Source organism: Anabaena sp. TISTR 8404 (assembly GCF_056847745.1).
This window is the reverse complement of the sequence record NZ_CP180578.1, coordinates 1,753,080-1,779,807: the sequence shown is the minus strand read 5'-3', so window position 1 is coordinate 1,779,807 and position 26,728 is coordinate 1,753,080. Positions and strand designations below refer to the sequence as shown.

The 26,728-nt window shown below is 41.2% G+C and carries 27 protein-coding genes; 10 read left to right on the top strand and 17 right to left on the bottom strand.

Translation table 11 applies throughout. From position 1 onward, the window contains the following. Window positions 1-316: 316 nt before the first annotated feature. Window positions 317-1,009: an HAD family hydrolase gene (locus ACMX3D_RS07665; protein ID WP_482750835.1), complete on the top strand. Its 693-nt coding sequence runs from the start codon at window positions 317-319 to the stop codon at window positions 1,007-1,009. On the opposite strand, the gene ruvA is transcribed toward ACMX3D_RS07665, so the two are convergent. The 4 genes from ruvA to xseA all read right to left on the bottom strand — a co-directional run bounded on the left by ruvA (window position 1,003) and on the right by xseA (window position 4,069). Beyond that, window positions 1,003-1,638, bottom strand: a complete 636-nt coding sequence (ruvA, locus tag ACMX3D_RS07660) for a Holliday junction branch migration protein RuvA (RefSeq protein ID WP_482750834.1) — start codon at window positions 1,636-1,638, stop codon at window positions 1,003-1,005. The two genes, ACMX3D_RS07665 and ruvA, sit on opposite strands and share 7 nt — an antisense overlap. Continuing rightward, complete coding sequence (locus ACMX3D_RS07655) at window positions 1,635-2,381, bottom strand: sucrose-phosphate phosphatase (protein WP_482750833.1); 747 nt, start codon at window positions 2,379-2,381, stop codon at window positions 1,635-1,637. Before ACMX3D_RS07655 ends, ruvA begins: the two co-directional genes overlap by 4 nt. Window positions 2,382-2,585: 204 nt before the next feature. Continuing rightward, window positions 2,586-2,822 carry an exodeoxyribonuclease VII small subunit gene (gene xseB / locus ACMX3D_RS07650; RefSeq protein ID WP_482750832.1) on the bottom strand — a complete coding sequence of 79 codons (237 nt, stop codon included), beginning with the start codon at window positions 2,820-2,822 and terminating at the stop codon, window positions 2,586-2,588. Beyond that, window positions 2,822-4,069 carry an exodeoxyribonuclease VII large subunit gene (gene xseA / locus ACMX3D_RS07645; protein WP_482750831.1) on the bottom strand — a complete coding sequence of 416 codons (1,248 nt, stop codon included), beginning with the start codon at window positions 4,067-4,069 and terminating at the stop codon, window positions 2,822-2,824. Before xseA ends, xseB begins: the two co-directional genes overlap by 1 nt. Window positions 4,070-4,392: 323 nt before the next feature. Between xseA and recA the strand changes: the two genes are divergently transcribed. After that, on the top strand, window positions 4,393-5,460 hold the full coding sequence (gene recA, locus ACMX3D_RS07640) for a recombinase RecA (protein WP_229543768.1): 1,068 nt from the start codon (window positions 4,393-4,395) through the stop codon (window positions 5,458-5,460). Between the two features lie 251 nt (window positions 5,461-5,711). On the opposite strand, the gene ACMX3D_RS07635 is transcribed toward recA, so the two are convergent. The 3 genes from ACMX3D_RS07635 to hemL form a co-directional block, all read right to left on the bottom strand. Further along, complete coding sequence (locus ACMX3D_RS07635) at window positions 5,712-6,494, bottom strand: FHA domain-containing protein (RefSeq protein WP_482750830.1); 783 nt, start codon at window positions 6,492-6,494, stop codon at window positions 5,712-5,714. Window positions 6,495-6,893: 399 nt separating this feature from the next. Next, on the bottom strand, window positions 6,894-8,513 hold the full coding sequence (locus tag ACMX3D_RS07630; RefSeq protein ID WP_482750829.1) for a protein kinase domain-containing protein: 1,620 nt from the start codon (window positions 8,511-8,513) through the stop codon (window positions 6,894-6,896). Between the two features lie 420 nt (window positions 8,514-8,933). Continuing rightward, on the bottom strand, window positions 8,934-10,232 hold the full coding sequence (hemL, locus tag ACMX3D_RS07625; RefSeq protein WP_482750828.1) for a glutamate-1-semialdehyde 2,1-aminomutase: 1,299 nt from the start codon (window positions 10,230-10,232) through the stop codon (window positions 8,934-8,936). A gap of 109 nt (window positions 10,233-10,341) precedes the next feature. Here hemL and ACMX3D_RS07620 point away from each other — a divergent pair, with 109 nt between their 5' ends. The 3 genes from ACMX3D_RS07620 (at window position 10,342) to ACMX3D_RS07610 (ending at window position 11,978) form a co-directional block, all read left to right on the top strand. Further along, a complete protein-coding gene (locus ACMX3D_RS07620) occupies window positions 10,342-10,536 on the top strand; it encodes a ChaB family protein (protein WP_482750827.1) in 195 nt (64 codons plus the stop codon). 96 nt (window positions 10,537-10,632) lie between these two features. Continuing rightward, window positions 10,633-11,283, top strand: a complete 651-nt coding sequence (gene hisIE, locus ACMX3D_RS07615) for a bifunctional phosphoribosyl-AMP cyclohydrolase/phosphoribosyl-ATP diphosphatase HisIE (RefSeq protein ID WP_482750826.1) — start codon at window positions 10,633-10,635, stop codon at window positions 11,281-11,283. A gap of 497 nt (window positions 11,284-11,780) precedes the next feature. Then, complete coding sequence (locus ACMX3D_RS07610; protein ID WP_015115341.1) at window positions 11,781-11,978, top strand: DUF2811 domain-containing protein; 198 nt, start codon at window positions 11,781-11,783, stop codon at window positions 11,976-11,978. A 507-nt stretch (window positions 11,979-12,485) separates the two neighbouring features. On the opposite strand, the gene ACMX3D_RS07605 is transcribed toward ACMX3D_RS07610, so the two are convergent. Continuing rightward, window positions 12,486-13,205 (bottom strand): response regulator transcription factor, encoded by a 720-nt coding sequence (locus ACMX3D_RS07605; protein WP_229543755.1) that lies wholly within the window; start codon window positions 13,203-13,205, stop codon window positions 12,486-12,488. A gap of 676 nt (window positions 13,206-13,881) precedes the next feature. Between ACMX3D_RS07605 and ACMX3D_RS07600 the strand changes: the two genes are divergently transcribed. Then, window positions 13,882-14,508, top strand: a complete 627-nt coding sequence (locus ACMX3D_RS07600) for a CPP1-like family protein (RefSeq protein WP_482750825.1) — start codon at window positions 13,882-13,884, stop codon at window positions 14,506-14,508. A gap of 64 nt (window positions 14,509-14,572) precedes the next feature. Here the strand turns inward: ACMX3D_RS07600 and ACMX3D_RS07595 are convergent, their stop codons facing one another. The 4 genes from ACMX3D_RS07595 to ACMX3D_RS07580 form a co-directional block, all read right to left on the bottom strand. Next, a complete protein-coding gene (locus ACMX3D_RS07595) occupies window positions 14,573-15,271 on the bottom strand; it encodes an HAD family hydrolase (RefSeq protein WP_482750824.1) in 699 nt (232 codons plus the stop codon). 136 nt (window positions 15,272-15,407) lie between these two features. Then, the gene (gene trpC, locus ACMX3D_RS07590; RefSeq protein WP_482750823.1) at window positions 15,408-16,265 is read right to left on the bottom strand and encodes an indole-3-glycerol phosphate synthase TrpC; all 858 of its coding nucleotides are present in this window, start codon (window positions 16,263-16,265) and stop codon (window positions 15,408-15,410) included. Between the two features lie 412 nt (window positions 16,266-16,677). Next, window positions 16,678-16,953, bottom strand: a complete 276-nt coding sequence (locus tag ACMX3D_RS07585) for a HetP family heterocyst commitment protein (RefSeq protein ID WP_482750822.1) — start codon at window positions 16,951-16,953, stop codon at window positions 16,678-16,680. A gap of 204 nt (window positions 16,954-17,157) precedes the next feature. Continuing rightward, window positions 17,158-19,356, bottom strand: coding sequence for an anthranilate synthase (locus ACMX3D_RS07580; RefSeq protein ID WP_482752295.1), 2,199 nt, complete (start codon window positions 19,354-19,356; stop codon window positions 17,158-17,160). Window positions 19,357-20,684: 1,328 nt separating this feature from the next. Between ACMX3D_RS07580 and ACMX3D_RS07575 the strand changes: the two genes are divergently transcribed. Together ACMX3D_RS07575 and ACMX3D_RS07570 are read left to right on the top strand one after the other, a co-directional pair. Next, window positions 20,685-21,839: a sensor histidine kinase gene (locus tag ACMX3D_RS07575; protein ID WP_482750821.1), complete on the top strand. Its 1,155-nt coding sequence runs from the start codon at window positions 20,685-20,687 to the stop codon at window positions 21,837-21,839. Window positions 21,840-21,890: 51 nt separating this feature from the next. After that, window positions 21,891-22,742 carry a response regulator gene (locus ACMX3D_RS07570; protein ID WP_482752294.1) on the top strand — a complete coding sequence of 284 codons (852 nt, stop codon included), beginning with the start codon at window positions 21,891-21,893 and terminating at the stop codon, window positions 22,740-22,742. A gap of 17 nt (window positions 22,743-22,759) precedes the next feature. Here the strand turns inward: ACMX3D_RS07570 and ACMX3D_RS07565 are convergent, their stop codons facing one another. Genes ACMX3D_RS07565 through rsmA form a run of 3 tightly spaced genes read right to left on the bottom strand, consistent with a single transcriptional unit; the run spans window position 22,760 to window position 24,908 of the window. Then, window positions 22,760-23,077 carry a DUF3082 domain-containing protein gene (locus ACMX3D_RS07565; RefSeq protein ID WP_482750820.1) on the bottom strand — a complete coding sequence of 106 codons (318 nt, stop codon included), beginning with the start codon at window positions 23,075-23,077 and terminating at the stop codon, window positions 22,760-22,762. 29 nt (window positions 23,078-23,106) lie between these two features. Continuing rightward, the gene (ispE, locus tag ACMX3D_RS07560; protein ID WP_482750819.1) at window positions 23,107-24,054 is read right to left on the bottom strand and encodes a 4-(cytidine 5'-diphospho)-2-C-methyl-D-erythritol kinase; all 948 of its coding nucleotides are present in this window, start codon (window positions 24,052-24,054) and stop codon (window positions 23,107-23,109) included. Window positions 24,055-24,092: 38 nt separating this feature from the next. After that, window positions 24,093-24,908, bottom strand: a complete 816-nt coding sequence (gene rsmA / locus ACMX3D_RS07555; RefSeq protein WP_482750818.1) for a 16S rRNA (adenine(1518)-N(6)/adenine(1519)-N(6))-dimethyltransferase RsmA — start codon at window positions 24,906-24,908, stop codon at window positions 24,093-24,095. Between the two features lie 402 nt (window positions 24,909-25,310). On the opposite strand from rsmA, the gene ACMX3D_RS07550 reads away from it, so the two are divergent. Together ACMX3D_RS07550 and ACMX3D_RS07545 are read left to right on the top strand one after the other, a co-directional pair. Then, on the top strand, window positions 25,311-25,688 hold the full coding sequence (locus tag ACMX3D_RS07550) for a Pepco domain-containing protein (protein ID WP_482750817.1): 378 nt from the start codon (window positions 25,311-25,313) through the stop codon (window positions 25,686-25,688). Then, window positions 25,689-25,862 carry a hypothetical protein gene (locus ACMX3D_RS07545; protein ID WP_482750816.1) on the top strand — a complete coding sequence of 58 codons (174 nt, stop codon included), beginning with the start codon at window positions 25,689-25,691 and terminating at the stop codon, window positions 25,860-25,862. A gap of 79 nt (window positions 25,863-25,941) precedes the next feature. Here ACMX3D_RS07545 and ACMX3D_RS07540 read toward each other — a convergent pair whose 3' ends face one another. Beyond that, a complete protein-coding gene (locus tag ACMX3D_RS07540) occupies window positions 25,942-26,445 on the bottom strand; it encodes a GNAT family N-acetyltransferase (RefSeq protein WP_482750815.1) in 504 nt (167 codons plus the stop codon). Window positions 26,446-26,454: 9 nt separating this feature from the next. Continuing rightward, entirely contained in the window at window positions 26,455-26,727 is a 273-nt protein-coding gene (locus tag ACMX3D_RS07535; protein ID WP_482750814.1) for a type II toxin-antitoxin system TacA family antitoxin, read from the bottom strand. Window position 26,728 lies beyond the last annotated feature (1 nt).

The following is a 26,728-nucleotide window of genomic DNA, read 5'->3' as shown; positions in this document are numbered from 1 at the left end:
CCAACATCATCAAGACTTGAGCATGAGAAAAAGTAGGAAGTAGACGTAACGCGTCACGATCATAACGTGCGTTGCACGTTGCTTTAACCCATGCTACTGGACTGACAAGCCTAAATTGATGCAATAGAAAAATTGGGTTCTGCTTCCAAAATTAAATTTCCCAGAGATTTTTAATGTACTACTTTAGCTGTGTCAGTCCACCACAACTTAATTATACGAATTCCGTCATTTCATACTTCAAACTTCACACTTCATACTTCTAAAAACGAGGTAAACTGTGTAAAGAAAGTTAATATTTATTTACACTTAAAGAATTATGCTGGCAGCAGTTCTCTTTGACTTGGACGGCACTATTGTCAATACTGATCCGATACATTACCAAGCTTGGCAGCAAATGTTGGCAGACTACAACATTGAAATTGATGAAAAATTCTACAAATCTCGGATTAGTGGTCGCTTGAATCCGGAAATTGTCAAAGATATCTTGCCACAATTATCAGTAGTAGAAGGGCAAAAATTTGCCGACGACAAAGAAGCGCTGTTTCGTGAACTAGCTCCTCATCTGCAACCGTTGAGTGGATTTGCTGAACTCATAGCCTGGACAGACACACATAAATTACAACGTGCATTAGTAACTAACGCCCCTAGGTTGAATGCAGAATTTATGCTAGAGGTTTTAGGGATTAAAGAAGTTTTTCATACAGTGATTTTGGCAGAGGATTGCACCGCTGGTAAACCTGACCCTGCACCTTATCAAGTTGCTTTAAACAAATTAAAGATTAACGCAGAGAACGCGATCGCTTTAGAAGACTCTCCTTCTGGTATTCGTGCGGCGGTTGCTGCTGATATTCCTACCATTGGCATCGCCTCTACCCACAATCCACAAATTCTGCAAACAGTCGGTGCATTTATGGCAATTCCAGATTTTACTGACTTGCAGTTGTGGACATTTTTAAACTCATTACTCATTACTCAGCACTCAGCACTCAGCACTCAGCACTGCTATTGAACTTGTTCGCTGCTGAGGTGGGCGATCGCTTGTTTAATCCAATCTTCTACGTATGCATCTTTTGGCAGTCCAATGTCTTCACTCACAACGTGTAAGGCGTGGCTAACTTCGTGTGCTGTATAACCCAAAGCAAACAAAGTCATTTGCACTTCTTCCAAAATCCCTGGTGCTGGCCCGCCTGTAGCGACAAAGAACCCGGCTGATTTGCGCCATTCAATCAACTTGCTTTTCAGTTCCAAACAAATGCGTTCGGCGGTTTTTTTGCCCACACCAGGGGCTTGAATTAAGATTTGGGTATTGCCAGCGATGATTGCTTGGACTAAATCTGGTAATTCCAAAGTATCTAAGAGGGCGATCGCTAAAGCTGCACCAATACCGCTAACCGTTAGCAAGTGACGAAATAAGTCCCGTTCTGCTGGCGAAGCAAAGCCATACAGTAAAGGTACTTCCTCCCGAATTTGGTAATGAGTGAAGATTTGCGCCACTCCTCCCGATTCTGGCAACTGCTGTGCCAACCTTTGAGGAACTTGCAAATCATACCCTATGCCATTGACTTCAATAGTCAAAATGACGCGATTACCGCTTATTGTCTGGACACCAGCAACAATACCTTTGAGATAGCTAATCATAAGAATCCAAAATATTGTAATCCTTCTAAAATTCCCCCAGCACAATAATCTTGTGCTAAGTATCGATAGTCAGCCGGATACTCAGTATGCCATTGCAGTAACTCTGGTCTGGCATTACCAACTATAATTCCCCGTTCATTGCCCACAGCGAATAAAGCAATATCATTACCTGAATCACCGCAGACAACTGTTTGTTCTGCTGCAAATTGCCATTTTTGCCGGAGAAACTGCATTGCCTGACCTTTATCGCTTGAGCGCGGCACAATGTCGAGGTCAATACCGCTGCTATAGATTAACTTTATATTTAAACCATATTTTTGTAATTTTGTCTCAATTTCTGGTAAAATTTTATCTGCAAATTCTTGTTTGACGAAAAAACTTACCTTAAAAGGGCGTTGTTCAGAGTCTGGCTGTGGTTCCAACTCAGGAAAAGACTGAGCTACTGAAAATACTAATTCGCGGTTCCATCCAGGCGAGAGAATATCTGACCAACCTGCATCTGGGGTATTGCCGTTATCCAGATAAATTTCTGTACCCACAGAACAGACAAGGGCATCCGGTTCTATGAGATTTTGTTCAACTTGCAATTCGCGGTAAAGCAGAGGCGATCGCCCTGTAGAATAAACGATTTTCGTACCGTGTTCTTGGCGATGCTGACTGAGTATTTTACTTAGTTCTACTAAAGCTTTGTCATTACCTACGAGGGTGTTGTCTAAGTCAGTGACAAAGAGAAAAGGTTTCATAATTTTTTCCCAGTTAGTAGTTGCCTAAACACCTGAAAATTGCCACCACAGCCAGATAAAATCTAGCAAAACGGATTTTTTAGCTGAGGTTCCGAGTTACTCTACCAGATTTTGGCTCTTATGTATTCTTACTAGTGTGAGATTATTTGTAGACTAGAAAATTAGCAAGTAGGTTGGGTGAAGCGTAGCGTAACCCAACAGTTACTACTGTTCATCATTCAAAGTTTCAATCAGTAAATCTACTTGCTTTTGTCGCTGTTGCAAAAAGCTTTCACACTGACGTAAATACTCAACAGCTGTAGCAAACTGGTCAAAAACTTCTTCCAATTCCAATTCACCCGCTTCAATTCGGGCAATAATTTTTTCGATTTCTGCCACCTTCGCCTCGTAATTCACATTTGCGATCGCTTCCGAATTCGAGGGACTTTTACGTTTCACCATCAATCTTTTTGGATTTCTGTTGTTACTTCTGTCACTTTCACTTTAACCTCTCCCTGCCCCAACTGAACCAACAACTCTTGTCCGACGGTTAACTGGGTTGCAGTACGCGCGATCGCACCATTTTCTTGACGTACCACTGCATAACCACGTTGTAACACGGCTTTCGGGTCAAGGGTGGCTAACTTTTGGCGCAACATTTCTAAGTGCTGTGTTGCTTGTTGCGATCGCCTGGTTGTTACTTGCAGAAGTTGCTGACACTTCCAGCCTAAGTTTTGCATTTCTTGTTTTACTTGTCTATCTAACCCGACACGTTGCAAGCGATTACGTAATGTTTGCAGTTGATTTGCAGCAGTTACTTTAACTTCATATACCGCATCATACAAAGCATCAATTCGCTGCTGATGTTGAGCATATAACTCTGACAACGCAGGTACAACTAATTCTGCGGCTGCGGTCGGTGTATGTACGCAGACATCAGCAACTAAATCTACTAAAGATTCATCTCTCTGATGACCAATCCCAGTAATTACCGGGATAGAACACTCCGCCACAGCCCTGACAACTCGCTCATCGTTAAAACAAGCTAATTCCTCAACTGCACCACCACCCCGTGATAAAATTAACACCTCGGCGCGACCATCTTTTTCTACCCGTGCGATCGCTTTGACTATCGACTCTGGTGCTTGTTCGCCCTGTACCGTTGCTGGCGAAAATAATACTTGTAAACCTGGGTATCTGTGTTTGAGGGTTTTTTGAATATCGCCCCAAGCCGCAGCGGTAGGTGAAGTCACCACAGCGATTGTTTGGGGATGTGGTGGAAGCGGCCGCTTTCTTTCCTCGTCAAATAACCCTTCCGACAGCAAACGGTTACGTAATTGTTGATAGCGTAATGCTTGTAACCCCACCCCCGCAGGTAAAGCTTGCCAAACTGTTAACTGATACTCTCCCCTTTGCGGATACAGGCGAATACTCCCCAAAATGATGATTTGTTCGCCAACCGCAGGCGTTTGCACTAGCTTTGCCACTTGACTATTCCAAGCCACACACTTAATTGCGGCTGTGCCATCTGGGTCTTGGAGTGTAAAAAATAAACCACTACGATGGTGATTAGCGCTGGAAACTTCCCCTGTAATCCAAACTTGTCGTAGTTGCTCATCTTGCTCTAGCAGCAAGCGGATATAATCAGTTAAACCAGATACAGAAAGCGCTGTATTGAAAGTTACAGAGTCAGTAAAATCAAAAGTCATTAACCAAGGGGGGGTCAAGATAGACTAGCAAAATCTCTATCCAAATCCTAACAAAACCGTGTATTTTCCAGCTTAGTAGTCCTGAACACCTCAGATAAAATTTGGCTGAAGAGGAACAAACTTACCGCTAGACGTGGTGGAAGCCATAATAGTTGAGGGGGGTAAAGACTACTAAAATTAGGTAGCGATCGCGTTACGATGTTGTCACGATTATTTCTCTAAAAAATCCTATTCCCACTTTTTCCGGCTAAAATAGTATATCTGTTCTACTTCAAATCCCAACCTAACACCCCATAAATCCATATATATAGATAGAGGCAGTAATGGCTATCAACACTGACACTTCCGGTAAGCAAAAAGCCTTGAATATGGTACTCAACCAGATTGAGCGCAGCTTCGGTAAAGGAGCAATTATGCGCCTAGGCGATGCAACCCGGATGCGAGTGGAGACAATTTCCACTGGAGCGCTCACTTTAGATTTAGCACTAGGTGGTGGTTTACCCAAAGGACGGGTAATTGAGATTTATGGCCCAGAAAGTTCTGGTAAAACAACAGTAGCACTACACGCGCTCGCAGAAGTGCAAAGACAAGGTGGGATTGCTGCCTTTGTGGATGCTGAACACGCCCTAGACCCTACTTATGCGGCGGCTTTGGGTGTAGATATCGAAAATTTGCTGGTTTCCCAACCTGATACCGGGGAAGCGGCTTTAGAAATTGTTGATCAACTGGTACGTTCATCTGCTGTTGACATTGTAGTTATTGACTCCGTAGCAGCATTAGTTCCCCGCGCCGAAATTGAAGGCGATATGGGAGATGCTCATGTTGGTTTACAAGCACGCTTGATGAGCCAAGCTCTGCGTAAAATTACTGGGAACATCGGTAAATCTGGTTGTACAGTAATTTTCATCAACCAGTTGCGGCAAAAAATTGGTGTTACCTACGGTAGCCCAGAAACTACAACTGGTGGTAACGCATTGAAGTTCTACGCTTCTGTTCGTTTGGATATTCGTCGCATTCAAACCTTGAAAAAAGGTACAGATGAATTTGGTAACCGCGTTAAAGTGAAAGTTGCCAAAAACAAAGTAGCACCACCTTTTAGAGTGGCAGAATTTGACATTATTTTTGGTAAGGGAGTGTCAATTTTAGGTTGTTTGGTCGATATAGCTGAAGAAACAGGTGTTTTAACCCGCAAGGGCGCTTGGTATAGCTACAACGGCGACAACATTTCTCAAGGTAGAGATAACGCAATTAAATACTTAGAAGAAAAGCCAGAATTCGCCGAACAAATTAAACAGCAAGTGCGCCAAAAATTAGATATGGGTGCTGTTGTTTCTGCTAATTCTGTATCTAAGGTCAGTGAAGACGAGGAAGAAGAATACGAAGAAGAATAATAATTTGTTCTATGTTGATTAGACTTCTTGCAGAAGTCGGGAACAGGGAACGGGGAACGGGGAATAGCCCCAAGTTCTTCCTGTTCCCTGTTGCAAGAGTGCCTGTTAAGTGCCTCTTGCAAAAGTTGCTTTTGCAAGGGGTCTATTGTTGACTGTTGGCTGTCAACAAAACCATGAAACAATTATGCAATAAGTGAAAGGGTGTAGGTCTTCAAAACACTTACACCCTTTCACTTATGCGTAAGTCCTGATTAAATGGGAGAAGGTGTGACTTTGTTGAAAAATCTGTCTAAAATATCTGACTTTTGCTCTGTGCTGAAACAATCATCGGTATTTTGATGGTCTAGTCCAAAATTGTTGGTCAATAGAACAGCTTGATCTGGAGTTTCAGGTAAGTATTTTTCTGGAGCAAAATTACTCAATGTATCTTCTATATTACAGCCCTTGCGAGATGAAAGCTGCATAAGTAACTCCATCGCTACCGTTGGTAAGATGCGGCAAGTATAACTGTAGTAAAAATTAAAAGTAAGACTACCTATACGGATGCGATCGCCTTCTTTTAGTTTAATTCGCTGATAGACGCGTTCGCCATTCACAAAGGAACCATTAGTACTTTTAAAATCGACTAAGTAAAAACCCGGTTCATTGTCTTTATCTATATATTGGATAGCCGCATGGCGACGAGATAAATATTTATCACTAATACAGATACCACAGTGGCGATCTCGTCCAATTGTCCAAATTTGTTGTGGTTGTAGTAAAGTTTGGGTTTGATTTTCCCCCAAGTTAGTTACTAAATAAACCTTACCATCATCCACTACACCTTGTACGTAACTTGATTTTACCCCTGTCACATCAGACAAAGATAAGTTTTCTAGCTGAAGTATTTCTTCTAGAAGCCCACTGTGGTGTTCATATAACTTGACAAATATCTGATATAAACTTAATCGCCGTTCTATTTCCTTACCCTGGAAATCAGCGATTTTGCTTGAGCCTTTTAATGTAAATAGATGTGATTTACTGATGTCGGTCATGAACTTTTTTCTCAGCCTACAATCAGGAACAATTTCATGTTTAGTCTTTGCTGCTATTTGAAAAATTTAGCAACTAAATAGAATTAAGTTTTACGACTTTTACCAAGAATTCCTATTGGCACTCAGTAGAAATATCGTGCAACTTTAATTTTATAAAATTATTGTTTAACTTTGTTTTACATTGTAAATTACTATGGTCTGATTTTAACAGATGGTAATTATTAAGATTATTTTAAACAATCTTTAAGTAATATGAGAAATATTCAATTCTACACTGCAAATTTTCGGTTTAATTCAAAAGCCAGCATTAAGTGGTGAGTCTTATCTCACTACTTAATCTGGCTTTGATTAACTCAGAGTCTAGTCTAATATTTAGTTTTTAGATTTTACCAACTTGAATTACAATAAGCCTCGTTTACCATTAGGACGTACTGTCATCCAATTAGTTTTTGCTAGTGCCAGTTGCTCATCTAAAATTTTCGCACCAGTGAGATTAGCACCACACAAATTAGCTCCTCTAAGATTAGCATTACTCAAATGTGCATAGCTAAGATCTGCACCGCGCAGGTCTGCTCCTTCTAAATCAGCATGGTTGAAATAAGCTTTGCTTAAATTAGCATCTCTGAGATTGGCGCGAGTTAGACTAGCTCTACCAAAATCGCTATTGTGAAGATTTGCTCCTTGGAGATTTGTGCTTTGTAGTTGAGCCGAATGAAAATTGGTTTCTGACAATTCACTACCTTGTAGATTTAGGAAGTTTAAATTGTGTAAGGCAAAATCTCGTCTTCCTTTAAGATAGGCTGTTAATAAAGTTTGGCTATCTAATCTACGTCCCATCTTGGTATGTTGAGTGTTGCCACCATTACTATGACTGTTAGATAAAGTAGCTGATTTACCTATTGGTACTTGACGTGTTCCTCCCATTTCAGAATTAGCTGCTTCGGCTATTTTGGCTCGTCTAGCGCGAATTGCTGCTGCTACCTGCGCTACTCCTGTATTAGTAGCTCCTACCGCAGAAGGGTTGCTGCATAAAATAGCAGAATTGTCTCCACGATGCGATGTTTTTTCTTTAGCAGTAGTATCTGTTTTCACTAATAAGCCTTTAGCCAAACTATCTAAGTAAGGCTCCATCTCTAATGCTCTCAAGACTTCTGCTGCTGACTGGTAGCGATTGCGCACAGAAACATCTAACATTTTGCGCAGTACACCAGTCAAGTGGTCGCTCACATGCACCAACTGCTCCCACATCATTTCACCTGTTGTGGGATTGTAATCTAAATCTTTAGGAGTTTTGCCAGTGAGCAAATAAATACACGTAACTCCTAAAGCGTAGATGTCACTGGCGTAGACTGGACGCATCGCCATTTGTTCTGGAGGTGCAAAACCAGGTGTACCAATTGCATAAGCAGTTAATGCTGTTTGTCCTGATTGAGCGCCAGCAACTTGAGTGACTTGGTTTTTGACAGCACCAAAGTCAATCAGTACCATTCTGGCATCTTGAGTACGGCGAATTAAGTTGGCTGGTTTAATATCACGGTGAATTACCTTTTGCTCGTGGATGTATCCCAGTAAAGGCAAAATCTCGCTCAAGAATTGTTTAACGCCGACTTCGCTCAAAACTCCATTGGCTTTCACTTCTTGTTGCAAGGTAGCGCCGCTAATATATTCCTGAACTAGATAGAATTGTTCCTGCTCTTCAAAATAGTCGAGTAGCCTTGGGACTTGAGGATGATTGCCAATTTTACCGAGAGTTCTGGCTTCTCGCTCAAATAGTTCTCGCGCCATTTGCAAAACGTGTGGTGCGTTTCCTGATGGGCGTAGTTGCTTGATTACACAACTTGGTTCTCCTGGCAAAGCTTCATCTTGAGCTAAAAAGGTTGCTCCAAAGCCACCTTGGCCTAACGGTTTACTCACCCGATAGCGATCGCGCAGCAGTAGGCGCGAGCCACAAGACTGACACCTTTGGCTATATGCCACATTTTCTGGATTGGGACAGGTTGGATTTAAGCAGTAGCTCATGCACTGTCAACTCGCTGCGCGAATAATGGCTAGGAGCGTTAAGCTCTAGTTTCAATTATTTAGACCAAAATCGACTCTTGGCAGGTAATTTATGCTGGAAATCCTTTGAAGAGTTCCTAAAGTTGGACTGGTTTATCTAAGCGATTATCACAACACGATAGCTGATTCGAGGCGCGATCGTCAGTAGTGATCAAGCTATTTGCGTAACCAGTAATTTTGAGCTAAAACTTCTGCGTATTTTTACAGTCACTTAAGTAGTGCTGAGTTGAAAGTGCTGAGGAGCCACTGCGTTGCGGAGGTTCCCTCCGTTGTAGCAAGTGGCTTTGCTGAGTAGTTATTAGCGCCTACGGCGTTGCTGAGGTAAGAGAGCGCCTGCGGCGCTAATAGTTCTTAATTACTTTGCAACTCAGCACTCAGCACTTACAGATTCGACATTACTTCCCGTGCAACTGCTAGAGTCTGCTCAATATCTGCTTCGGTATGAGCAAAGGAAGTAAAGCCCGCTTCAAACTGAGAAGGTGCTAAATAAACACCACGTTCTAACATCCCGCGATGAAAACGTCCAAATTTAGCTGTATCTGACTTTTTGGCATCTTCATAGTTATGAACAGGCCCAGAGGTGAAAAATAGGCCAAACATAGCGCTAATGTGACCACCGCAGGCTGCATGACCTGTTTCTTGAGCAATTCGCAGTAAACCGTCTGATAGCTTTTGAGTAATTTGGTCAAGATACTCATAAGTACCGGGTTTTTGCAGCAATTCCAGTGTTTTAATGCCAGCTGTCATTGCCAAAGGATTCCCGGAAAGAGTGCCTGCTTGATATACAGGGCCTGCGGGAGCAATCATGGACATAATATCTCGCCGTCCGCCATAAGCTCCTACGGGCAAACCACCACCGATGACTTTACCCAGTGTTGTCAAATCAGGAGTAATGCCAAATTTCTCTTGAGCGCCACCGTAAGCAATGCGGAAGCCTGTCATGACTTCATCAAACACTAATAAAGCCCCATGCTCGTGGGTTAGTTCCCGTAAACCTTCTAGAAATCCAGCATCAGGAGGAATAAACCCAGCATTACCAACAACTGGCTCTAGAATTACACCAGCAATTTGGTCGCGGTTTTCTTCAAATAAGGCTTTGACGGCTTCTAGGTCGTTAAAAGGAGCGGTCAGGGTATTGCTAGTTGCCGATTTTGGTACTCCAGGGGAGTCGGGTAAACCAAGGGTAGCCACACCGGAACCAGCCTTCACCAAGAACATATCAGCGTGTCCGTGGTAGCAGCCTTCAAATTTGATGATTTTCTCACGATTGGTAAAAGCCCGCATCAGTCGCAAAACTGCCATACAAGCTTCTGTCCCAGAGTTGACAAATCTGACCATTTCGATGCTAGGAACAGCATCAATGACCATCTCTGCGAGGACATTTTCTAGGTATGAAGGCGCACCAAAACTAGTACCTTTTTCTAAAGCTTCATGGAGTGCTGCAATCACTTCTGGATGCGCGTGACCGCAAATTGCTGGCCCCCAAGTGCCTACATAGTCGATATATTGGTTGCCATCAACATCCCAGATGTATGCCCCTTTAACGTGATCAAACACTATCGGTTGTCCACCTACTGATTTAAATGCTCTTACAGGAGAACTAACTCCACCTGGCATGAGATTTTGGGCGGCGGCGAAAATTTCTTGTGATTTTGTAGTTTTAATTGTGGTGTTTACCAAGGCTCTCTCCTCAAAGTGAGAAATAAAAAAAGCTCTATCTTAGGATAGGGTTAAAAACTGCGCATAATTTCTATCCTATAGAAATAGCTGAACCAGGAAAATAACAACCATGTTGTACAAGTCCAATGAAGACTTGCCTTTAGAAATCAGAACTCGATTATCTGAGGCATACCAGGAGCTTTACCGTGCAGCTTTTAACTCGGCTCTCCATTGGTATGGTGAAGCGTCGAAAGCCCACCAAGTTGCTTTAAGTGCAGTTAAAATGCAGTCTGCAATGGACAGAAATGTTGTTATTTCTGGCTAGATAGTAAATTTTCATTTTTATAAAACATACCAGCTGTCATATTGAGAATGGTATCGTGAATCCATTAATCACTGTTGTTAGAGTAAGTAAGTTGGTATGTTTTCTACCGAACCACATTCATTGTGTCAGGCCATTCCCGTTGAAGAAATTCGCTACGACGAACGGGGTTTGGTAGCAGCCATTGTACAAGACTATTTAGATGGTACGGTCTTGATGATGGCGTGGATGAATCGGGAGTCATTACAAAAGACTTTAGAAACTAGAGAAACTTGGTTTTGGAGTCGTTCTCGTCAAGAGTTATGGCATAAGGGAGGGACTTCGGGACATATTCAAAAAGTGCAAAGTATCCGCTATGACTGTGATAGTGATGCTTTGTTGATTGGGGTGGAGCAAATCGGAGATATTGCTTGCCATACTGGTGAACGCAGTTGTTTTCATCAAGTGGAAGGAAAAATTACACCACCACCAGCAGATACATTATCGCAAGTATTTCAGGTGATTTGCGATCGCCGGGACAACCCTACAGAAAGTTCCTACACCTGCAAGTTATTGGCAGGCGGCGATAACAAAATTTTGAAAAAGATAGGTGAGGAAGCGGCTGAGGTCGTCATGGCTTTTAAAGATGATGAGGCAGATGCCATTGCCGGGGAAGTTGCGGATTTGCTTTATCACACCCTCGTTGCTTTAGCTCACCATCAAGTTGATTTAAAGGCTGTATATCGCAAGCTGCAAGAACGAAGACGCTGAAGAATGAGGGAGTGGGGAATGAATTAATTCAGACTTTACACTTCTGACTTCATACTTCACACTTTTTGTAATTCTTATCATTGGCTGAAATTTTCCTCACTGATTCCACAAGCTTTCCACAGGGCTTTTAGTAGTTTTCCACAGCCATAGCACGAGATGATCAGTACTTGCCGTGTTGCTGGGGATTTTTACTTTGCAGTTGTAGCTTCCTTCAGTGACTGAGTTTTTGTAAACTAAAGTAACAAAAACTTGGCTCTAACCCTGATTATTTCGTCAATATTTCTTTTCTCAAGAATCGTTTTTAACATTTCGCAGCATTGACAAACCCACCCCCTCTTGGCGCACAATGATGCGACTGGCATTTTTTTTCGCCCATTCATCTTTTGGAAATCAAACAAGCCTTGTGATGTTTGGAGACGAAAGAAGCGACAATTTCCATTATGTGCTTCTGGAGTGCCAGCAACTTCGCTTGATCGACCTCAGAGAAGGAAAATCTCATGAACGCAACGGTGAGCATTTTTACAGAAATTCCCGAAACACTACATGAATCCCTCAAAAGTTATTTAGAAACTCACCCTGATTGGGATCAAACCCGTGTGTTAACAGCAGCATTGTCACTGTTTTTACTCCAAAATGGTGATAGCGATCGCCGTGCTGCTCGTGTCTATTTAGAAACTTTATTCCACAACTGCTAGTTATACCAATCAGGACTGACGCTTTGTCAAAGACTTGCTAACGGGTTTACTGGTCGCCTACGACGGAAAACCCTTTCAGCAATCTCAGGACTGACGCAGTGAGACAAAAAAGCAAAGGTTTGGATAAGGGTGTAGGGGTATAGGGGCGTAGATATCCAAAACCCTTACGCCCTAGACCCTTGCACCCAATTTCAATAGACAATCTTTGTGCGTAGGTCTTGAATCTTTCATAGGAGTACCCCCGATAACAGCACGGCTTCTCACCAAATCGAATTCAACGTATTGGCATTAGTGTTCTCGCGGGGTAGAACGCCCAGAAATTTTAAAGTCTACGTAATTGCTCCCAATTTGGACAAAAGAATACCACAGGTACATTAATAGTCAGGCTAAACAAGTGTTCGGCCTGACTAAGTATCAATTTTATTGGAGTTTATTGCAGTGATTCCATTCCTCAAAGCGGGTTTGCCCTTGTTGAGAATGGTCACGTAGATTGAAGAAACTGTTAATTTAAGGGTTGGTTTCTAATTGCGGAGAATGAGTAGGACATTCAAATTTATAACCTACGCCACGTACAGTCTGAATTAATGCTGGTTGACTGGCATCAATTTCAATTTTCTTGCGAATTTGACCGATATGTACATCTACAACCCGCTGGTCGCCAACATATTCATAGTCCCAAACCTCTTGAATCAGTTCGGCTCGTCGCCAAACTCGGCCAGGATGGCTGGCTAAAAAATGTAACAAGTCAAATTCTAAAGCTGTTAGGGGTACTGGTAGGTTATTCAATGTCACTTCCCGTCGGACGGGATCAATCATTAGTTTTTCAAAAACTAGGCGTTTTTGTTCCGCCGTAGTCACAACCCGCTGTCGCCTCAAAATAGCCGCGACTCTGACTTCTAACTCTCCTAGACCAAATGGCTTGGTGAGATAGTCATCAGCACCTTTAGCAAAGCCGCGAATCTTGTCAGCTTCATCCGCACGGCTAGTGAGCATGAGAACAAACACACCATTACGACTTTGCATCTCTTGGCAGAGGTTGAACCCGATAACGTCTGGTAAATTTACATCTAAAATTACCAAGTCAGGGTTAAATTGCTCGAATAGCGCTAAGGCTGTTTTACCATCCTCAGCCGCCTCCACCTGATAGTTCTGCTTAATCAAAAAGCGTTGGATTAAGTTACGAACCGCAGGGTCGTCATCAACTACAAGAATCTTGGCAGGAGCCATGACCATCACTTTGCACAAAAATTCGTAAGATTAACAGGAGACTTGCGTATTTGGGAATTGTTTCAGAATTTATAAGGCTAGGTAGTAAATTCCCTGATTATCCAAAATAATAGTGTAATCCAGATTCTGAACAATCAAAGCCAGAAGACTTTGTTGGTTTTACCAGCACTTGAGATGCAGGTATTATATTTGCCAACTTGATGTCAAGTCGCTAGATAGTCTAACATTAGCCAGAGCAGTTCTGTAACTTAGGAAAATTTCCTACTCCCAATTACGTGGTAATTTAAAGCTTTTCAATTTTAATATCGATATGCTTATAGACACCACTAGTGATTGTGAAGCTAATTTATCTAAGATTGCCTCAAGGTACGGTAAATTGCCAAATTTGAAACATAAAAATTAATTTTTTCATGAAAAAATAAGTTTTAAGCAGTCTTAGTTCAAATTCTAGAGTAAAGCCCTCACTAGTCAACGACATGAGGGGATACACGGAGTTCTAGCAATATGTTAAAGTTGCTATAGTTAAATTTCCTGGGTCAGTCTAACTTACCCGTGCTACTATCCTGGTAGAGCATATCAGTTGCTTGCAACATTTGTTTAAATCTAGGCAAAAACTAAAGTTGTTTTTCCGAAGAGCAAAATACCGCTGCTGACTAAGGCTGAAGTGTAAACTCCCATGAGCGATCAAAATCCCTACGAAAAACTTGGGGTGTCCGAAGATGCAAGCTTTGATGAAATTCAGGATGCTCGCAATCGCCTGTTGGAGCAACACAGTGGCGATGCTAAGAGTCTGGAACTCATTGAAGCGTCTTATGATGCGATTTTAATGGATCGGTTACGGATGCGTCAGGAAGGCAAAATTAAAGTACCTGAGCGAATCCGGTTTCCAGAACTACGAGTGCAATTTACTCCTAAAGAAGTTGCAACTCCTCGTGAACAGTCGCCTGCATGGCTACAAAGATTATTAGATCAGCCAACAACGGCAGATGTTCTTTTACCAGGTGCTTGGTATTTAGGTTTGAGTGCGATCGGTGTTTTTTATCCTGCCACAGGTGATCAAGTTTTACAGTTGGCGTTAGTGGTTGGGGTAGGTATCAGTGTTTACTTTCTCAATCGTAAAGAAGGTAGATTTGGTAGAGCTGTTTTGTTAACGCTGATTGGTCTGATTACAGGATTAATTGTTGGCGGACTAGTTGCAAGCTGGCTTCTACCACAAATAAGTTTAGGTAGTTTGAATACTGAGCAGTTTTCTACAGTGTTCACATTCATATTATTGTGGTTGATTAGTAGCTTTCTGCGGTAAGTTATAAATTTTTTGAATTCATTATGGGTAGCAGATGATTGATGCTGTTACCCATTTTTTACATTTAACTGAGGACTAGAGTTCTGTTCTCTAAGATGAGATTTACCGCTGAACTTAAATCTGGAACAATTAAGTCGGGGTGGTAGAGTTCTAGTTGAGCGCGATCGCGGATACCAGATTCTACAGCCATGACTTTAATATTATGTTTTTTGGCAGCTGTGATATCGGCTTCTGTATCTCCTACCATCCATGTATCAGCAACGGGAGATAGTTCTTTTAAGGCTTTTGCCATTAACAATGGTTTATCGTCGATGTCACGTGTTTTAACATAATCGTTACTCAAACAGTAACAGCGATTTTCTGGGAAAAATCTACCTAAATCAAATTTTTGAAAGGCAAAGTCTAATTCCCAGACTCGCCGCATTGTCATGACTGCTAAATCAATTCCCGCTTCTTGAATTTTTAACAATGCGTCTACAGCACCCGGTACTAGGGTGTCGTAGTCAAAATAAGGTTCTGTATGTACTGTTTTCCGCCGCAGTTGAGAAAATTCTTGTGCTTGCGCTTCATCCAGTCCGGAATTTAACGCAATTTGTTTTTCGGGAATGCGCGATCGCTTTTGTTGCCAAAATTCAGCTTTATTCAATTGTCTTACCTTTTGGCCTGGACGTTTGGTTTTTTCCAAACAAAATTGATAAACCCGATAGTACCGTTCAGAAACATCAACAATAGGGCCGTCGAAGTCGGTAAATAGTCTTAGCATCGGCGGAATTTAAATGTTAATTTTTCTTAAGAGTAACTTACTTGTGTATCAATAGTCATCAATCTGTAAGTCTGTGTATATATTGATTTCAAATTGTTGGGTTAAGCAATGCGAAACCCAACTGATTGCCAAGTCACTACTCTTTAAAAGCCGAAGAATCAATATTCAGCAAACGGCGAACAGCTTGTTCTATGTCTGTTTCTTTGATTAAAGATTCTCCGATTAAAACGGCGTTTGTACCAGCTTCAGCCATCAAGGATAAATCAGCATGGGTATACAATCCTGATTCACTAACGACGATCGCACCCAAATTTTGGATTTGCGATCCCCTAGCTGCTAGTAGTCTTTGAGTTGTGCTGATATCGACGGTAAAATCTACCAAACTTTGGTTGTTAATGCCAATCAAGCGAACATCATCTAGCTGCAATACACGATCAAGTTCAGCCAAGGTATGCACTTCGATTAAGGCATTCATTCCCAAATAGTGAATAATTCGCTGAAAATCTTGCAGTTGTCTATCTGTGAGAATCGCTGCTATTAGTAGGACTGCATCTGCACCTGCGGCGCGTGCTAAATAAATTTGGCAGGGATCAATGATAAACTCTTTACAAAGCAGTGGGACTGATACTTTGTGGCGAATTATCCGCAGACTTTCAAAACTACCTTGAAAAAATGTCCTTTCTGTGAAGACAGAAATACAAGCTGCACCAGCACGTTCATAGGCTTTGGCGATCGCGATCGCATCAAAGTCTGCACGAATCATGCCATAACCAGGGGACGCTTTTTGAATTTCGGCAATTAGACTAGGACGATGAGGACTTTGTTGTAAGGCAATTAAAAAATCTCGTACAGTTGGGGCAGCTGTTAACTGACGTTGCAAAGAAGCTAAGGACATGTGTTGTTGAATCTGGGCTACTTCTTGCTTTTTCTGCCAGACAATTTCTCTTAACATAGGTTGGAGATGAGAATTTACAGTAGTCATCGGGTAAATCATAAGTTGTGAAAATTTGGGAGATGAACTGAATCAGAAACTATGAAGCATTCACCTCAGCCAAGTAAATCGTGCTGAGTAAAAAAGTTTTTCCCTAATTTTGAGAAACTGATACCGATTCAAAAAATGTTTGCGACAGATACCCCACCCGCCCACGCAAGTGGCGTGAGGGTTGGGGAGGGGTCTTGTCTATGTGTCGCATTCTTTTTTCAAATTGGTATGAATTTTTGACATTTACAGCAGCAAAACAAACTTTATCTTTGGCTTGTAGCTTGAGGCTATAAATGCCAAATTATTGCTGCTTCAAAATATTAAAAATCAGCCAGAAACACTCCAGCTAATGTTTGAATTGTATTTTTTGTAGTTAAGGTTATGCCAGGTAAATTCCTGTAATTGCTGATAGAAATTTTATTTTTTAGGAGCGTACCCAATTTGATTTTAATTCAAAAACACCTAATTTTTTCTCGGAATCTTTAGGTTCTTTTTGCTTTGCACCTTCTAGTAAGTAGTTATTTTTTAAGAGGCGAATATAGGTGCGGTATGGAATGTAATCTATAGGGTTATAACCAGAGAACCGGAGCATTAAAACACATGCCCAGGAATACTTACCTGCAATAATTGCTTTGACAATTTGTTCTACTTGGTCTGTATTAATTTTTTTGGCGTTTTGTAGGTTATCTAGTTGATGCATAAAACCCTCTTGTTGGCTTGTAGCCCCAGATTTTATAGTTTGAATTGTATCTAACACCAAAAACTCTGTTCAGGGTATCCGTCTATTGGTTCACGGATATCAATAGGACGGATTTTTATTAGGCTTAACAATCGATATCTATCTCAATATTTGCCCCCAAAAATTAGGCAGATATCGATAATATTTGATTGAAAACTTTTTAACTCACACTAGTGATTGCAATTTTTGTGTGTAGTTACGCACTACGTTTTTAATAATTTTCAGACCAATTTCTCCTGCTAGGGTCATAATTGATTCTGGATGAAATTGCACGGCAGCTATCGGCAGTGTTTGATGTTCGATCGCCATAATTACCTCATCTTCAGAAATTGCTGTTACTTTTAATTCGCTGGGCATTTTGTCTGCTTGGGCAAATAATGAATGATATCTACCGACAACAAAGGATTCTGGTAATCCTTGAAACAGAATGGAGTTGGGATCAGTAACAACAATTTGTGCAGATTTACCATGTTGGGGATAGTTGAGAATTCCTAATTCTCCCCCAAAAACTTCAACGATCCCCTGCAATCCGAGGCAAACTCCAAATATAGGTATTTGACGCTGGAGAATGGCGGCGATGGTTTGTTGTAAGTGAAAGTCACTTGGTCTACCAGGCCCTGGAGATAAAACTACCAAGTCTGGGCGTTCTGTATCAAACACTGTTTCTAAAAAGCCGTGACGTAGTGTGGTGACACTTGCACCAGTGGTACGAAAGTAATTGGCTAGTGTGTGGACAAATGAGTCTTCATGGTCAATAAGTAAGATGCGTTTGGGTTGGGTCACATCCAGGATGCGATCGCACGATTGTCTTACTTGTTCACCACTACTATGCTTTTCTTGTATTTGTTGGGTACGGCGAATTGTTTCAAACAGTGCAGCCGCTTTGGTGATGGTTTCTTGTTCTTCTGCTTGTGGTACAGAATCATAAAGGACTGTAGCACCGACTCGCACTTCGGCGATCGAGTCTTGCAGGCGAATTGTCCGCAAGATTAATCCGGTATTTAAATTACCGTTGAAGCTTAAGTAGCCCACTGCCCCACCATACCAACGTCGGGCGCTACGTTCATGCTGTTCGAGAAACTGCATGGCTGCCCGTTTAGGTGCGCCAGTAACTGTGACTGCCCAAGTATGACTCAAGAAAGCATCTAAGGCATCAAATTCTGGCCGCAGTAAACCCTCAACATGATCCACTGTATGAATTAAGTGGCTGTACAATTCAATTTGGCGACGGCCAATCACTCGTACTGAACCTGGTTCGCAAATTCTGGACTTATCGTTGCGATCTACGTCAGTACACATAGTCAACTCAGCTTCATCTTTATGTGAGTTGAGTAAGGAGCGAATTTGTACAGCATCGCTGAGGGCATCTTGTCCCCGGCTAATCGTGCCACTAATCGGACAAGTTTCTACACGTTTACCATCAACGCGCACGAACATCTCAGGAGATGCTCCAATGAGATATTCTCCGCCAAGATTCAACATAAACCCATAAGGGCTGGGATTGATTTGTTTTAATGTTTGGAATAGCTGACTGGGCGGCTGTTCACAGGCCCGAAAAAAGTTTTGGCTGGGAACTACTTCAAATAAGTCACCCCGGTGGAAGTAGTCGAGTGCCACTTCTACTAATTTGGCATACTCACCTGTTTCATGGTCAGCATTTTGTTGTGGTAGAAGACGTTGACCCCTGTAGTCTATGGATTGGCCTGTGCGTGGTAGATGAAGAGTGCTGCCATACTTAGTAACAAATTCATACTGGAGACGAAATGCCCGTTGGAGATAGTAGTCAACTACTACTAATTCATCCGGTAGGTAAAGCACTAAATCCCGTTGGTCGGTGGGACGGGATATTTGCGGCACAATTGGTTCAAACTGGAACACTAAGTCGTAACCAAATGCACCATATAATCCCAAATGTTCGTCTTCGTCACTAGCAAAGGTATGGAGAATCTCGCGGATGACTGTAAACGCTGACGGTTGCTTGCTGCGTTCTTCTTCTGCAAATAATGCTGTGCTTGGCTGAATCTCACCTGTAATGTATTGCTGATGGCGGGTAGTTACCAAAAGTTGTGAGTGGCGAGATAAACGCTCCCATAACAGTGGTAATAATACTTGACCGCGATCGTTGAGTGCCGAGATGGTGAAAACTTTTTCCCTGGTCGTTAATTCCAGTGGGGGATTGATAAAGCCAATTGCCCATCTTTTATAGCGTCCTGGGTATTCGTAGCTGCTGGTGAATAAGCCTCCACGCTGAGAGTCCAGGTGAAAAAGGATATCTGCTAAGGCAGTGTCCATTTTTACCTCAGTGATAGTGCGCGATACACGAACATCGCCAAAGGTGGTGTAAGTGAAGGAATCACAAATCATCGGCATTTTTTTGAAACTGTTGCAGGGAGTATAGCGCGATCGCTTGATTTTCCAATCAATCTCGCTACCTCAACAAGACAAGTTTGACACTACAGCAAGAGATTAATCAGCACAACACACGAATGGAATTTGAAAATAGGGGTGGATTGAATCAACTAGCATTGTTGTCTGCTTAGTGGATGTCTCAATAATCCTACCCCTATCAATAAACCGTGTTGCAGAAGCTGCTTCTTTAGTTAAGACTACTGAATATTAGGTCGCAGATATATGATTATTGTTTTGCTAGACCTATCTGTTATTTCGCTCTTACTATTGATTAAATTTTGTCAAGACTAAATATCCAATATCTCAACTATATGCTTGTTTGAAAAAAATCGACTAATGCAAACTTGTTTAGGGACTTAAGACTGTCTAGAAAATGATCAATGTATCTGTCTAACTTAAGTTTTTTTTGCCGCCAAAACTAATTAATTGTATTCTATAACACATTAAAATTTAACATTTTTTAATTCTTAAGATAGATGTGCTAGTAGTTGATTAACTTTTCTAATCAGTAAATTTGTTTTGATTATTAAATTATTTATATCTTAAGGTGGATGATTAAGAATTTGATTTTATTGTTAGATTCCATAGGGAGTAAAATTTCAAAAATTAAATACTATATGAACAAAAGTAAGCAAATAAAAGAAGCAAGATTTTTGACAAAAACATACTTTTGTGGATAAGCAAAACATTAGCAAGTCTATGCCAGTTTACAGCACATTAGTCATGCTGTCACATGTTTTTCAGCTTATTCACCGATGTTTCAAAATTACTAGATTTATTTATACTATTTACCTCTGAGCCAATACTTATTATTTGTTAGACGAGAGAGCTTAAAGATGCGTATTTGCATTAATGGATAAAGAAAGTTTTCTTCTAAAATTTCCTGCCAAATCGGAGCAAGAAGTGAAGTCATCTTTATATTTTCTATATAAAAAATTTACGTCTCACAAAAAAATATTTCTGATCAAAAGAAAAGTAAAGTGATATCTTTTTATTGGTAGAATATTTTTAAAATCAGCAATTTTTAATTACTTTTTAATTTCATTTTGCTATTGCCATTCATGATGAACAGTCAGATTCAGACTGTAGGAATTGCTAATTCTCGGCTATATGGCTTTAGTGTCAACTAGTTAAAGGGAGCGCGGGATATGAATACTGACGACCACACGTTAGTTTGTTCCAACTCTAAATTGCTACTAAAGTCACACGCTGATGTCATAGGTCTAGACAGGGGATTTAACTATGTTTCTAGGTGGAAGAGTGATGAAATAGTAGAGTTAAATATGCAAACGTGGATTGAGGAATTAAAAGAGGTTAATCAAAATTTACAGCAAGAAATTTTAGTGCTGAAGCAGAAAAATGCAGATTTAGAAAAGTCTGTGGCTTTGCTTCGTTCTATCGTGGAATCCGCTGGGAATGGGATTATTGCAGTTAGTTTAGAGGAAGATATTGTCAGTTTTAATCAAAAATTTGTGGAGATGTGGCAGATACCCAACTCTGTGACAATATCAAGAAACTGTTGGCAATGCCAAGCCTTTTTCGAGAATCAACTCAAACAGCCGCAACTATTTCGTGATTCGATGTGGGAGATGGAGTGTGATTGCAAGTGCGATCGCTACGATATTCTAGAGTTGAAAGATGGTAGAGTCTTCGCTCAATACTCTAGACCGCAGAAGCTAGATCACAAAATTATTGGTAGAGTCTGGAGCATTTGGGATATTTCCGAAATCAGCCAAGCTTTAGAAAAGTCAAAACAACTCAGCGAATTGAGAGCGCAATTCGTCTCTATGGTTTCGCATCAATTGCGTACACCGCTGAATGTCATTTCATTCTCCAATAGCATACTCAAGAAGCATACTCATGATTGGACAGGGGATAAAACTCAACCGTTACTAAATCGCATTCAAACAGCTGTAGAACAACTTAGCAAGATGTTGGATGACATTTTGTTTTTTGCGAAGGTAGAAGCGGCTAAAGTCCAATTCGAGGCTAAACCACTAAATCTAGAGCGGTTTTGCCATGAGTTAGTGGCACAAATCCATATATGTAGTAGCCAACACAGAATTAATTTTGTCAGTCAAGGTAGCTATTTAACTGCCTTTATCGATAAAAAATTGCTGGAGTCGATATTGAAGAATTTGCTCGACAATGCAATTAAGTATTCTCCCTCTGATACTGTGGTAGATTTCAAACTTTCATCCGAACAAGAAACTGTAATTTTCCAAGTCACAGATAGGGGTATTGGCATTCCCGTAGTAGATCAACAGCGACTATTTGAACCATTTTATCGAGGTAGTAATATTGCTAATCTACCGGGTACTGGACTAGGACTATCAATTGTCAAAACTCTGCTTGACTTACACGGTGGTCACATTGATGTCAAAAGTGAAGTTGGTGTCGGCACAACCTTTACTATTAGGCTGCCATCCGTGAAATAAAAGTTTTGAATGAGTTTTTTTAAACCTGCCACAAATCCTAGTAATGGAACAATGATGCATATATCGTCGAAAAAAATTCTTGTCATTGAAGATGATGCTGTTACCCGCGATATCTTCTTAGACACTCTACAAACTGAAGGTTATGAGACAATAGGGGCGGAAAATGGTCGCATTGGTATTCAATTAGCACAAGAGCATTTACCAGATTTGGTGATTTGCGATATCGTGATGCCAGATATGGATGGTTACGATGTTTTATATGCTCTGCGTCAAGATCCTCTAACAGCAATTATTCCTTTTATTTTTCTGACTGGTAGTGATACCAAGGATGCTTTACGTAAAGGTATGGAGTTAGGTGCGGATGATTATCTTACCAAACCTTCTACAGTTGAGCAATTGCTGAAGGCGATCAATACTAGATTAGAAAAACAAGCTTTACTCAGATATTGGTATGCGACTCAATCGCATCAAATATCGGAACCGATACCTACAAACATCACTGTATCAGAAACTCCTGAGTCCATCTTTCCCTCGATTCCCCAACTCAAAGAAGTTTTCGACTACATTGAAGCTAATTATCATCAAGGAATTACTTTAGCGAAAGTTGCTGAGGCGGTAGGTTATTCACGCGCTTATTTAACTAACAGAGTCGCCAAACAAACCGGAGAAACTGTTAACGGCTGGATTCTCAAGCGGCGAATGGTGGCTGCGCGTTCTTTACTGAAGAATACTAACCAAACCATTGAGCAAATTGCGCTGGCTTTAGGTTATCAAAATGCTTGTCACTTTTCCCGCCAATTTCGACAGCATCATGGCATACCTCCCAAACATTGGCGAAAAAAGCAGCAGTTTCTTAATGCTTGCACTCAGTTGGAAAAGTGCTTACCTGTTAGCCAGACATAAAAAGGCAAGCAAGAATTTTAATTAGTTTTTGGCTTGGACAACTGCTGTATTAATAGTTGTACAGCTAGAGCTATCAAACCTATCGCTACTATCCCAAATATTCCACTGCCTAAGGCAACTATACCAACAACTAAGGTACGTACCGCAGAGGTAATTTTGATAACTAGTTCATTATTAGAATGGACGGGTTTGCTGGCAAAGGTAGTAGCGATCGCAATCATCAGCGAATATAAAGCATAAGCCAATCCACTAGAAATTATTGCGCCTGTGATGCAGCGTAGTGGTGATGCTTGAACTTGTGTAGGAGTTTCTTGTGGTGTAATATTTTCACTCATAAAACTGTTGCCTGTTGCCTGTTCCCTTCTTAAGATGCTATCTGAATGCCGTGTGTAATGGTGCGAGTCACAAACAATTCTAAATCTTCATCGGGAATTGCTTGTCTGATGTATTGTTTAACTGCTTGGGCTTGTTGTTCAGATTCGACAATTGCAAAGACACTCGGCCCGGAACCAGACATCATTGTTCCTAAAACTCCTGGTTGAGTTGCAAAGAGTTCTCGCAGTTGCATAACTTGAGGATGAGTCGGTAAGACAACACGCTCTAAATCATTGTGCAATCTTTGGGCAATTTCTGTTGCATCTTTATGGAGAATGGCCTTGACTATCTCACCGGAATGAACTGCGGCTGCACGCGCTGCTAAATCTTCGGTATTTCTAATATAGTTACTACCAAATTCTTGGCGGTAGGTTTTGTATGCCCAAGCAGTAGAAACTTCTAGACTGCGATATTTCGCCAATACTATATATATATGATCTAAACTTGGTAGCGGTGCAAGTTGTTCACCTCTACCTGTGGCGATCGCTGTTCCACCTGCCACACAAAATGGTACATCTGAACCTAGACTGGCTCCCAATTCTTCAATTTCTGTTTGGGTGAGTCCCAAGTTCCACAGTAAATCTATTCCTACCAATACTGCTGCGGCGTTTGTCGAACCTCCTGCTAACCCAGCTGCTACAGGAATGTTTTTCTCCAGTGTAATTTCCACTCCGCCATATTTAGCCGCAGCTTCGGGAAATTTTATCGCCATCAGTTCGGCGGCGCGATATACCAAGTTAGTTTTATCTGTGGGTACTTGGGGGTGGTTACAGTGAACGCGGATAGTTTCGTCACTGATACTGCGGACATTAATTTTGTCGGCGAGGTCGATACTTTGCAAAATCATGACTAACTCATGATAACCGTCAGGGCGATCGCCGATGATTTCTAGATACAAGTTGATTTTGGCAGGAGCGATGAGGGTGTAACTACGCATCTTTAGTGCTGAGTGCTGAGTGCTGAGTGCTGAGTTTTTTAATCAACGGTGAGTAGATTACTCAGCGTTACCCATTGCTGAGTGCTGATGTCTTCAGCTCTAGCTTGGGGATTTATTTCTAATTGTTCCAGTAAGTGGGTCAGGCGATCGCGGTCAATCACAGATTGCAAATTATTCCGCAACATTTTGCGCTTTGACCCAAAACCTAACTTTACCAGATTCTCTAATCTTCGCGGGTCATTAGCGAGAATTTCTAACTGACGCGGACGCAACCGCACGACAGCTGAGTCTACTTTTGGCGGTGGATAAAATGCACCTGCGGGAACTGTACAAATTAACTCACATTCTGCTAAATACTGCACCCTTACCGATAACGCTCCAAAAGTTTTTGAACCTGGTTTTGCATACAATCTTTCTGCTACTTCTTTTTGAATTAATAGCACTATTGAATCAAATGGTTTGGGGTTAGGATTGGCGATAGTTCCTAATAGTTTTTCGATGATTGGGCCAGTAATGTTGTAGGGAATATTTGCTACAACTTTATTGGCGTTTTGAAACTTCGGCAATGCTGTTAAATTCGCCGCTAAATCTAATGTCAGGAAGTCGCCTTGTAATAGTAAAAAATTTTCTTTATTTCCTAATTCTTTTACTAATAATTTACATAAATCTCGGTCTATTTCTACAGCTACTAAAGCTTCTACCAACGGTAGTAAACGACGAGTCAAAATGCCTGTACCTGGCCCGATTTCCAGAATGCGGTCATTTGTACTACACTCTGCGGCCTGGACAATTGCGTTGAGTGCCTTATCACTTTTGAGCCAATGCTGAGCAAAAATCTTGCGCGGTCGTACCATCTATTTTTCTTGCTATGTAACGTTTTCAGAGTTTCTCAAAAAATCCATTTCTTACTTTTTGCTTACTTTTGGATGTAAAGTATTATTGCAATATCGAGCTAAGTATTTGACATTTAATTTTTTATTTGATATATGGAGGCAGGAAATTACCAATATTTTCGGGAAGTATACAACCATTGTCTAAGCAGAGGTGAATAAATGGAAATTGAAGCGATCGCTAATCAAGCTGTGCCTCAGAACTTTCAAATTGTAATGCATTCACACGGCTAAATTTACTCGAATTGTGTATATATTAATCAACTGGTGGCGGACTATAAAAGCAAATTTACTTTTGATTTATTTGCGCCTTTGCACGAGATAAAATAATTTATGCGAAAATGCTAAATAAACACTGAATTTAGTATGCCAGACACACCACCAGACAGCATTTGGATTGTTACCGATGACGCTCCGCAAATTTCAATTCCTGACGGTGCAAAAGGCGGAAGCAATACACGCAGTTGGAAAGACGAAACAGTAAAGGAAGCTATTAGTACTAAAGGAGATGCTGTTAAAGTTAGCGCTCAAACATTAGAGCAAAATATGGCAAACTTTCTGCAAGTGGTAGGACGCTTGTTTAGCCGTGCAGAACAGCAAGTTAATTCTAAAATGCAGCTAGAAGAAATTGAACTATCGGTAGAAATTAGCGGCGAAGGCGAAGTGAAATTAATTGGTAGCGGTGCAAAAGCTAGTGGGAAAGGAGCCATCAAGCTAACATTCAAGCGACAAGAACCAAAGTAAATGGCGAAAAATTGGGCGATCGCCTCTTATGTAGGTTGGGGAGCCACTTGCGTGGGCTGGTTTCCCGACTTGAACAAAGTGGCGTTGAAACGAAGTGGAACCCAACAAATAATACGCCGAAAACAACTACAAAAATTAACGCTGCAATTGGTGTTGGGTTACGGCACAATCTAAATTCACCGTGTTGCTGTCCATATCTTTTGTGTGTCTCCACCCAACCTACCATCTGCTGACGTTAAAGATAGTCAAGTAATTAAGCAATTCCCAAAGACGCTTTCGCATCCTTTACCGTCACCATTAGCGTCATTGGTGCAACAGGCGACGCGATAAAACCACATCGCTCATAAAACTGCTTGGCTTCCTGAGAAATTGCATGAACAAGGATAGCCCTAATTCCTGCAATATTGACTGCTTGTAATGTGCGAAGCACTGCATCTCGCACTAAAGCACGACCAATTCCTTTTCCTTGCCAGTGATAATCTACAGCAAGTCTTCCTATCACCATTACAGGAATCGACTCTGGCATATTACGTCTGATTCCTGGTGCAGAACTATTCAACACACTACCGTTAGCAAGACAATAGTATGCAATAACTGTTTGCTCAACTGTGACAACATAAGTTCGAGACGCACCACTATCTTCGTTTTTCAGCGCCCGTTTCTGCAACCATTCATCTAATTCCGCATTACCTGAATTGAAATCTGCCAGCTGATGCTCTGGTTTAATAGGTTGAGGAGGCTGTAATATTTGACTCATTCACCACACTCAATCCCAAGGTGCTTTTTCAGTTAGCAATTGACGCAGATTTTCACTGGCTGATGGTGGTGCATCAATAATTGCCATAAACTCTTGGAATTGTTCATCATCTAACACAAATAGTCTACGGTCTAGTAAAACTGCTTGGGCTTCTCGACAAGCTGTTTCTAGCATAAAATCCGAGCGATTTTTACCCAAGGCTTCAGCCGCTAAATCAATCAAATCTCGTTGCGCTTGGTGGGCGCGGATGTTGATGGTTATATTACGATTCTGATTTTCCATA

Bases quoted from the DNA above. Each gene is read 5' to 3' on its own strand.
- rsmA (WP_482750818.1), bottom strand. From the start codon at position 24,908: ATGGTACGACCGCGCAAGATTTTTGCTCAGCATTGGCTCAAAAGTGAT.
- ACMX3D_RS07570 (WP_482752294.1), top strand. From the start codon at position 21,891: ATGATGCATATATCGTCGAAAAAAATTCTTGTCATTGAAGATGATGCT.
- ruvA (WP_482750834.1), bottom strand. From the start codon at position 1,638: ATGATTAGCTATCTCAAAGGTATTGTTGCTGGTGTCCAGACAATAAGC.
- ACMX3D_RS07635 (WP_482750830.1), bottom strand. From the start codon at position 6,494: ATGACCGACATCAGTAAATCACATCTATTTACATTAAAAGGCTCAAGC.
- xseB (WP_482750832.1), bottom strand. From the start codon at position 2,822: ATGGTGAAACGTAAAAGTCCCTCGAATTCGGAAGCGATCGCAAATGTG.
- ACMX3D_RS07595 (WP_482750824.1), bottom strand. From the start codon at position 15,271: ATGCTAAGACTATTTACCGACTTCGACGGCCCTATTGTTGATGTTTCT.
- ACMX3D_RS07535 (WP_482750814.1), bottom strand. From the start codon at position 26,727: ATGGAAAATCAGAATCGTAATATAACCATCAACATCCGCGCCCACCAA.
- ACMX3D_RS07565 (WP_482750820.1), bottom strand. From the start codon at position 23,077: ATGAGTGAAAATATTACACCACAAGAAACTCCTACACAAGTTCAAGCA.
- ACMX3D_RS07605 (WP_229543755.1), bottom strand. From the start codon at position 13,205: ATGGCTCCTGCCAAGATTCTTGTAGTTGATGACGACCCTGCGGTTCGT.
- ACMX3D_RS07575 (WP_482750821.1), top strand. From the start codon at position 20,685: ATGCAAACGTGGATTGAGGAATTAAAAGAGGTTAATCAAAATTTACAG.
- ACMX3D_RS07620 (WP_482750827.1), top strand. From the start codon at position 10,342: ATGTTGTACAAGTCCAATGAAGACTTGCCTTTAGAAATCAGAACTCGA.
- ACMX3D_RS07600 (WP_482750825.1), top strand. From the start codon at position 13,882: ATGAGCGATCAAAATCCCTACGAAAAACTTGGGGTGTCCGAAGATGCA.
- ACMX3D_RS07655 (WP_482750833.1), bottom strand. From the start codon at position 2,381: ATGAAACCTTTTCTCTTTGTCACTGACTTAGACAACACCCTCGTAGGT.
- ACMX3D_RS07550 (WP_482750817.1), top strand. From the start codon at position 25,311: ATGCCAGACACACCACCAGACAGCATTTGGATTGTTACCGATGACGCT.
- ACMX3D_RS07665 (WP_482750835.1), top strand. From the start codon at position 317: ATGCTGGCAGCAGTTCTCTTTGACTTGGACGGCACTATTGTCAATACT.
- xseA (WP_482750831.1), bottom strand. From the start codon at position 4,069: ATGACTTTTGATTTTACTGACTCTGTAACTTTCAATACAGCGCTTTCT.
- hisIE (WP_482750826.1), top strand. From the start codon at position 10,633: ATGTTTTCTACCGAACCACATTCATTGTGTCAGGCCATTCCCGTTGAA.
- ACMX3D_RS07585 (WP_482750822.1), bottom strand. From the start codon at position 16,953: ATGCATCAACTAGATAACCTACAAAACGCCAAAAAAATTAATACAGAC.
- ispE (WP_482750819.1), bottom strand. From the start codon at position 24,054: ATGCGTAGTTACACCCTCATCGCTCCTGCCAAAATCAACTTGTATCTA.
- ACMX3D_RS07610 (WP_015115341.1), top strand. From the start codon at position 11,781: ATGAACGCAACGGTGAGCATTTTTACAGAAATTCCCGAAACACTACAT.
- ACMX3D_RS07580 (WP_482752295.1), bottom strand. From the start codon at position 19,356: ATGATTTGTGATTCCTTCACTTACACCACCTTTGGCGATGTTCGTGTA.
- ACMX3D_RS07630 (WP_482750829.1), bottom strand. From the start codon at position 8,513: ATGAGCTACTGCTTAAATCCAACCTGTCCCAATCCAGAAAATGTGGCA.
- recA (WP_229543768.1), top strand. From the start codon at position 4,393: ATGGCTATCAACACTGACACTTCCGGTAAGCAAAAAGCCTTGAATATG.
- ACMX3D_RS07545 (WP_482750816.1), top strand. From the start codon at position 25,689: ATGGCGAAAAATTGGGCGATCGCCTCTTATGTAGGTTGGGGAGCCACT.
- ACMX3D_RS07540 (WP_482750815.1), bottom strand. From the start codon at position 26,445: ATGAGTCAAATATTACAGCCTCCTCAACCTATTAAACCAGAGCATCAG.
- trpC (WP_482750823.1), bottom strand. From the start codon at position 16,265: ATGATTTACCCGATGACTACTGTAAATTCTCATCTCCAACCTATGTTA.